At 74.5% G+C, this 7,557-nt stretch carries 4 protein-coding genes and 1 pseudogene; 2 read left to right on the top strand and 3 right to left on the bottom strand.

Annotated features, from left to right (window positions below):
- Positions 1-319 (top strand): annotated as a pseudogene (locus tag B5D80_RS28925) (DUF305 domain-containing protein); the annotation flags it as partial.
- A gap of 170 nt (positions 320-489) precedes the next feature.
- Positions 490-3,333, top strand: coding sequence for an ATP-binding protein (locus B5D80_RS28920; RefSeq protein WP_158224261.1), 2,844 nt, complete (start codon positions 490-492; stop codon positions 3,331-3,333).
- Between the two features lie 24 nt (positions 3,334-3,357).
- Here the strand turns inward: B5D80_RS28920 and B5D80_RS28915 are convergent, their stop codons facing one another.
- The 3 genes from B5D80_RS28915 to B5D80_RS28905 all read right to left on the bottom strand — a co-directional run bounded on the left by B5D80_RS28915 (position 3,358) and on the right by B5D80_RS28905 (position 7,420).
- On the bottom strand, positions 3,358-4,113 hold the full coding sequence (locus tag B5D80_RS28915) for a MerR family transcriptional regulator (protein WP_088647095.1): 756 nt from the start codon (positions 4,111-4,113) through the stop codon (positions 3,358-3,360).
- Positions 4,114-4,313: 200 nt separating this feature from the next.
- Positions 4,314-5,765 (bottom strand): ATP-binding protein, encoded by a 1,452-nt coding sequence (locus B5D80_RS28910; RefSeq protein WP_088647094.1) that lies wholly within the window; start codon positions 5,763-5,765, stop codon positions 4,314-4,316.
- Positions 5,762-7,420 carry an NAD(P)/FAD-dependent oxidoreductase gene (locus B5D80_RS28905; RefSeq protein ID WP_088647104.1) on the bottom strand — a complete coding sequence of 553 codons (1,659 nt, stop codon included), beginning with the start codon at positions 7,418-7,420 and terminating at the stop codon, positions 5,762-5,764. Before B5D80_RS28905 ends, B5D80_RS28910 begins: the two co-directional genes overlap by 4 nt.
- Positions 7,421-7,557: the final 137 nt, after the last annotated feature.

Genomic DNA, 7,557 nt, shown 5'->3' with positions numbered 1-7,557 from the left:
GACCGACGAGGTGGCCCAGGCCCGCCTGTGGATCAGCGCCGCCGGCCCGGACACCGGCAGCCACCGGCACGCCCACCCCGACCCGGGCGACACCCCCGACCCGGTGGCACTGCTGCGCGGCACCCCGGAAGCCGGCTACGACGCCGCCCTGGTGGCGGTGCTGGTGCCACAGCAGCGGCAGGCCGCCGCGCTGGCCCGGGCGCACCTGGCGGTGGCCGTCGCCCCGGCCGTCCGCGACCTGGCCCGACGTATCGACGAGTCCCGTACCGCGCAGATCCGACTGATCGCCGCGCTGCCGGTCGCCCCGCCCACCCCCTGACCGTCGGCACGCCCGACACCACACCGGAAACGGCCGATTCCGTCACCCGTACGGTCAGCGGGCCGAATCGTTCGGTCACCCCCGCGACATCGATGTTCCTCGTGTTTCCAGCCACCGGTATAGTCCCGGCAATCCCCATTGGAGTGTCGCAGGGAATACACGTGATCTGCGTGACGGCAGCTGGGCTGGAGGATGCGCTGTCCGGCTCACCATTCGTCGGACGGCGGCCGGAGGTCGCCCGCATCCGCGCCGCCCACGCCGACAGCGTCCGCACCGGCACCCAGGTGGTGTGCGAGGTGGTCGGCGACCCGGGGATCGGCAAGACCCGTCTCGTCCACGCCGCGCTGGACGGCTGCGTCCCGGCCCCGCCCCGGGCCGTCGGCACCTGCGTGGAAGCGGAACGGGACATCCCCTTCCACGTCTTCCGGCACGCCTTCGGCGCCCCCCACCCCGTGAGCGCCGACCCGCAGCACCCCACCGCCGTACCCGACGGCCTGCTGACCCCGGGCACCGCCGCTGCGCTCGACGTACGCCAGTTCCGCACCTACCAGCTGGCCCGCCGGTTGCTCACCCTGGCCGCCCGGGACGGGCTGGCCCTCGTCCTTGACGACCTGCACTGGGCCGACACCTCGTCCACCGGGCTCGTCGCCCACCTGCTGCGCTACCCGGTGCCCGCACCGCTGCTGCTGATCCTGGTCTACCGGCCCCGCCAGCTCGACACCGCGATGCCGTTCGGCCCGCCCGAGGCCGGCGTCCCCGGCGTGCGGGGCCGGGAGCGGATCGAACTGGGGCCACTCAGCCTCGCCGAGACCGTCGCGCTGTACCCGCACGAGGACCCGGCCGAACTGGGCCGCCGCCACGACCGGGCCGCCGGCAACCCCGGCTACCTCGTCGCCCTGGACGGCCTCGGGCCGGCGGACGGCGACCGGGATCCCCCGTCGACCACCGAGCCCCGGCTCACCGACCGGGCCGTGGCCACCCTGCGCGCCGAGTGGGCCGGCCTGTCCCCGGTCGACGCGACCTGCCTGCGCGCCGCGGCCGTGTGCGGCACACCCAGCGCGGTCGACCTGCTCGCCGAGGTGGCCCGTCTGCCGGCCCGGCAGGTGACCGAGTCCGCCTGGCGACTGGTCCGCCGGGACCTGCTGCGGGTCGTCCCGACCACGGCCCGGTTCACCTTCCGGCATCCGGTGCTGCGTGCGGCGGTCGCGCAGGACACCGACCCGGCCTGGCGGGCGGAGGCGCACCACCGGGCGTTGACGGTGCTGCTCGCCCGGCAGGCCCCGCCTGCCGAACGGGTGGCGCAGGCCGTACACCTGCTCGGACTGCCCCACGGCCGGCCGGTCGAACCCTACGTCGACGTGCTCTGCCGGGCCGCCGAGGAGATCCGCGGCGACGCCCCGGACCTGGCCGTCCGCTGGCTGCGGACGGCGCTGCACGCGGTACGCCCGCCGGCCGGCTCCCCGGACACCCGGCACGACGTCACCCTGCTGCTGGCCCGGATCACCGGCGAGATGGGCAACCTCGCCGAGAGCCGTACCCTGCTGCGGGAGGTCGTCCCCGAACTGCCCGTCGACCCGCCCGGCCGCCGGACCGCCGCCGTCGCCCAGTGGGTGCGGGTGGAACGCCTGCTCGGCAACTACGCCGAGGCCGCCGCGATCAGCCGCCGGGAACTGGTCGGGACACCGACGCCGACCGCCGGGGCGTACCAGCTCGCCACCGAACTCGGCGCGATCGGCATCCTGTCCGGGCACCCGTCGCCGGTGCCCGGCGGCGCACCCGACGGCGAGGCCAGCGGCATCGACCGGGCCGGCCTGCTCGCCGTCCGCGGACTGGCCGCCGCCCACGACGGCGAGGTGCGGATCGCCCGGGAACTGCTCGCCGCCGGCGCGCCGATCGTCGACGCGCTGCCCGACCGGGACCTGCGCGAGCGCCCCGACTGCCTGCTGGCGGTCGGACTGGCCGAGCTGTTCCTGGAACGACCCGCCGACGCCACCCGGCACCTCGACCGGGGGATCACCCTGGTCCGTGACGCCCACCGCGACGACGGGCTCTGCCAACTGCTGCTCGGCCGCAGCCAGGTCGCCTACCACCGGGGCCAGCTCGGCACCGTGATCGGGCTGACCACCGAGGCCGGCGGCATCGCCCGCCGGATCGGCAGCCGTTCCCTGCTCAGCTTCGCCCTCGCCTTCGAGGCGCAGGCCACCGCGTGGCGGGGCGGCCCGCGGGACGACGACCGGGCGGTGGCCTTGGCCCGCACCGCCGTGGAGCTCGCCAACGACCTCGACAGCTGGTCGGGACGGACCGCGGCGACCGCGCTGGCCACCGCGACGCTGCTCGCCGGTGATCCCGACACCTGCGTGGAGATGCTCACCGACGCCGGTGGCGACAGCCGGCTGACCCGCCTACAGGCCTCCCTGCGACCGATGTGGCACGAACTTCTCTGCGCCGCCGCCCTGGCCGCCGGGGACCTGCCCGAGGCGTACCGGCGGGCCCGCGCCGCGTTGGCCGACGCCGACCTGCTCGGCCTGCCCGGCCAGCACGCCTTCGCCGAGTCGGCGTACGGGGAGGTGCTGCTCGCCCGGGGCGAGGTGCTGACGGCGCTGCCGTACCTGCGCACCGCGGCGGACCGGTTCCGGGCCGCCGGCATGACGCTGCGGCACAGCCTCGCCCTGGTCGCCATCGCCCGCGCCTCCGAGGCGGTGGACCAGCACGGCCCCGCCGGCCGGGCCCGCCGCCGGGCACAGGAACTGGCCGCCCGGTGCGGCACCGAACGGGTCGGCCTGCGACTGGCCCGGCCGGTGCGGGCGCTCGCCGAGACCGCCCTGACCGACCGGGAGTGGCACATCGCCCGGCTGGCCAGCACCGGGGTCACCAACCGGCTGATCGGCCGTCAGCTGCACATCAGCCCCCGCACCGTGGAGGCGCATTTGACCCGGATCTACCGCAAGGCGGGCGTGGAGTCCCGCTCCGGTCTGGTCGCCTGGGTGTCCCGGTTCGACGACACCGACCGCTGACCCGGGCACCCGCTCCGGCCGGTGTCAGCCCCTGTCGACCAGGGCGTCGTCCCCGACGGGCGTCGGCCGCGGGCCGGTGGCCTCCAGCAGGCCCGCGATGTGCGCCTCGGCCTGGTGCTCCACCGCCAACCGGAACGCCTCGGTGAGCACGTTCACCACCCCCTGGGTCAGCAGGATCGTCTCCCGGTCCCCGTCGGACCACGACGGCCGGGGCCCGCCGCCACCCAGTTCGGGGGCGAGCGTCAACATCCGGGCGGTGACCTCCGCGACCAGTTCGTCGGCGAGCGGCCGGACGCTGTCGAGCACCTCACTGAGCGCCTGCAACGCCGGCACCGTGCCCATCCGGACCCGGTGCAGGTCCAACGCGGCACGCAACGGCCGGGGCCGCACCGTACGCACCGTCCCGTCCGGCGCCCGCCCGATCACCCCGTGCCGGGTCAGCGCGTGGGTCAACGCGGGCCGTTCGGCAGCCAGCCGTTGCAGCATCGCGGTCAGCCCGTCGGGGGTGTCGTCGCCACCCCGTACGCCGAGCATCGCCTCGATGGAGACCAGGTTGAAGCCCTGCCGTTGCAGGGTCAGGATGGCCTCCAACCGGCGGACGTGGGAGTCGTCGTAGAGCGCGACCCGACCCCGGCGCACCGGGGGCGCCAGCAGCCGGCGGGCCTGGTGGGCGCGGATGTTCCGCGCCGACATGCCCACCTTGCGGGCGAGTTCCTCCACGGTGTAGCCGACCGCGGTACCGGCGGTCGCCGGCCCGGTCGTCACCCGGTCGATGGTCACGGTGGCCTCCGCCTGCGTCGGGGACGGGGTACGGCGACCTGCCGGCCGGTTGCGGCGGACGGCAGACCCCCCGTGGCCGAGCGTATGGCCGGGCCGCTCCCGGGCGACAGAAGGGGAACCACTACTTGCCCCCGGCGGCGACCAACCATTATCCTCCGTGACCGCGCGATCACAGCGGCCCCGGACGGCTGGATTCGCTGTCAGCGTCCCGGGGCGTCGGTGGCGCGGGCCGGTGCGGTGAACGGCAGCAGCACCCGGAACACGGTCGATCCCGGCACGCTGTCCACCCGGATGTCGCCGTGGTGCTTGTTGACCACGATCCGGTAGGAGATGTCCAGCCCCAGCCCGGTGCCCTCACCGACGGCCTTGGTGGTGAAGAACGGTTCGAAGATACGCGGTCGGACCGCCTCGGGAATCCCCGGCCCGGTGTCGACGATCTCGACGGTCAGCAGGTCGCCGGACCGACCGGTGCGCAACGTCAGGGTGCCCTGCGCGCCCATCGCCGACAGCGCGTTGTCGATCAGGTTCGTCCACACCTGGTTCAGCTCGGCCGCGTACGCCGGGAGGGGTGGCAGGTCCCGGTCGTACTCCCGGACCACCCGCACCCCCGGCGGAACCTTGGCCTTGAACATGACCAGGGTGGCGTCGAGCAGGTCGTGCACGTCCACCACCTGGTGCGGGGCCCGGTCGAGCTGCGAGTACTGCTTGGCCGCGCCGACCAGGGTGGAGATCCGGGTGACCGCGTCGTCGATCTCGGCCATCAACTGCTCGGTGTCCAACGTGTACGACAGCCAGCGCACCGCCGACTCCAGGTCCTGCGGGCCGACCACCTCGCGGACCTGCTCCAGCCAGGCGGTGTCCAGGCCGGCGGCGACAAGCGTCGGCGCCAGGTCCCAGCCGGCGGTGACCCGCTGCTCGTCAAGCCAGTCGGCCAACGCGTCCTCGGCGTCGCTGACCGCCATCGGGGACAGCTGCGGCGCGCGGGCGGCCCGCTTCACCGCCTCCTCCTGCAACTCCACCAGGGTGTGCAGCCGCCGGCCGTCGAGCCGGCCGTCGGCGATCATCGCCAGCTTGTGCCGCATCCCGGCGACCCGGTCCCGCAGCGCCGAGGTGGCCCGTACCGCCGCGCCGGCCGGGTTGTTCAGCTCGTGGGTGAGCCCGGCCGACAGCGAACCCAGGGCGAGCAGCCGTTCCCGCTCGCCGATGATGGTCTGGGTGTCGCGCATCCCGAAGAACAGCCCCTCCAGCAGGTGCATCGCCATCGGGAACCAGGTCCGCACCGCGTGGGCGAACGTCTCGGCGGGCAGCACCAGGAACGCGGCATCGGTGACCGCCCGCAACGTGTTCAGGTAGACCTGGTCGACCTGCCCACCGAGGTACGCCTGGGTGGCCCCGCCGTACACGCCGCGCTGGTCGGTGCGGGTGACCTCCAGGTCGTCGCCGTGCACCCGCCGGCTCATCGACACGGTGCCGGACAGCAGCGTGAAGAAGCAGGTCGCCTCCTCGCCCTCGGCGTAGACCACGGTGCCGGCGGCCCGGTGCTCGACCCGGCCGTGTTCGGCCAGCCAGTCGAGCTGTTCCGGGTCGAGGGCGGCGAACAGGAACAGCTCCCGCAGCTGGTCCGGGGTGAGTCGTTCGTCGGAGTCGCTCACTGTGCCTCCAGGTAGCGGTGTACCAGCGAGACGGCCATCGCGCCCTCACCGACCGCCGAGGCGACCCGCTTGACCGAGGAGGCCCGCACGTCACCGGCGGCGAACACCCCCGGCAGGCTCGACTCCAGGTGGTACGGGTCGCGGGCGAGGGTCCACCCTGGTGGTTTCCGGCCACCGGCCGTCAGGTCCGGGCCGGCGACGATGAAGCCCCGCCCGTCGCGGACCAGCACCCCGTCCAGCCATTCGGTGCGCGGCTCCGCGCCGATGAAGATGAACAGCCACGAGGCGTCCACCTCGCGGACGTCGCCGCTGCGGGTGTCCCGCAGCCGCAACCGTTCCAGGTGGTCGTCGCCCTCGCCGCCGACCACCTCGGTGTGCGGGTGCACCACGATCCGGTCGATCCGGTCCAACTGCTGGATCAGGTACGACGACATCGACGCGGTCAGGTCGGCGCCCCGGATCAGCAGGTGCACCCGGCTGGCGTACCGGGAGAAGTGCACCGCCGCCTGGCCTGCGGAGTTGGCCCCGCCGACGATCCAGACGTCCTGGTCGACGCAGCTGGGCGCCTCGGTCGACGCCGCGCCGTAGAACACCCCGCGCCCGGTCAGGTCGGCCAGGCCGGGCGCGTCGAGCACCCGGTAGGACACCCCGGTGGCCAGCACCACCGTGTGCGCGGCGATCGTGCTGCCGTCACCGAAGTGCAGCAGCCGGGCCGCCCCGGCGCTCTCCAGCCCCACCACCTCGCGGGTGCTGAGCAGTTCCGCGCCGAACTTGAGCGCCTGCCGGCGGGCCCGGTCGGTGAGCTGGGCACCGGAGACCCCGTCGGGGAACCCGAGGTAGTTCTCGATCCGGCTGCTCTGCCCGGCCTGGCCGCCGGTGGCCCGCCGCTCCACCAGCACGGTGCGCAGCCCCTCCGACGCCCCGTACACGGCGGCGCCGAGTCCGGCGGGCCCGCCACCGACCACCACCACGTCGTAGAAGTCGGCGGACGGGGCGACGGTGAGCCCGGCCACCGCCGCCAGTTCCGCCTCCGTCGGGGCGACCAGCGCCTTGCCGTCCGGGGTCACCACCAGCGGTACGTCGGTGGCGTCGGCCCCGGCGGCGGCGAGCAGCCGGCCACCCTCCGGGTCGTCGGTGAGCAGCCAGCGGTAGGGCACCAGGTTGCGGGCGAGGAAGTCGCGGACCGCGAACGACGGGGCCGACCAGCGGTGCCCGACCACCCGGATCTCGTCGCTGGCCTGGTCGGGGCTGGCCGCCCAGGCCTCCAGCAGGGTGTCCACCACCGGGTAGAGCTTCTCCTCCGGCGGGTGCCACGGCTTGAGCAGGTAGTGGTCCAGGTCGACCACGTTGATCGCGTCGATCGCCGCGTCGGTGTCGGCGTACGCGGTCAGCAGCACCCGGCGGGCGGCGGGGAAGAGGTCCATCGCGGCCTCCAGGAACTGGATGCCGTTCATCTCGGGCATCCGGTAGTCGGCCAGCAGCACCGCCACCCGTTCACCCCGCAGCTTGATCTCCCGCAGCGCCTCCAACCCGCCGGGGCCGGAATCGGCCCGGACCACCCGGTAGCGGTCGCCGTACCGGCGGCGGATGTCGCGGGCGACCGCCCGGGAGACGGCGGGGTCGTCGTCGATGGTGAGGATCACCGGTTGCGCCATGGTGCCCATGTAAGCACAGCCGTCGGGCCGGTCGTCCGGGCCGCCGACGGCGGCCCGGGAGTGGGCGGTCCGACGGTGGTTATCCGTTGGTTTTCTCCCGGACACGGCCTATGGTGGGCCGCATGTTCCCGGCCGTC

The sequence above is a fragment of the Micromonospora wenchangensis genome (assembly GCF_002210435.1).
In the GTDB taxonomy this organism is placed as follows: Bacteria; Actinomycetota; Actinomycetes; order Mycobacteriales; family Micromonosporaceae; genus Micromonospora; species Micromonospora wenchangensis.
This window is presented reverse-complemented; position numbering and strand designations above follow the sequence as displayed.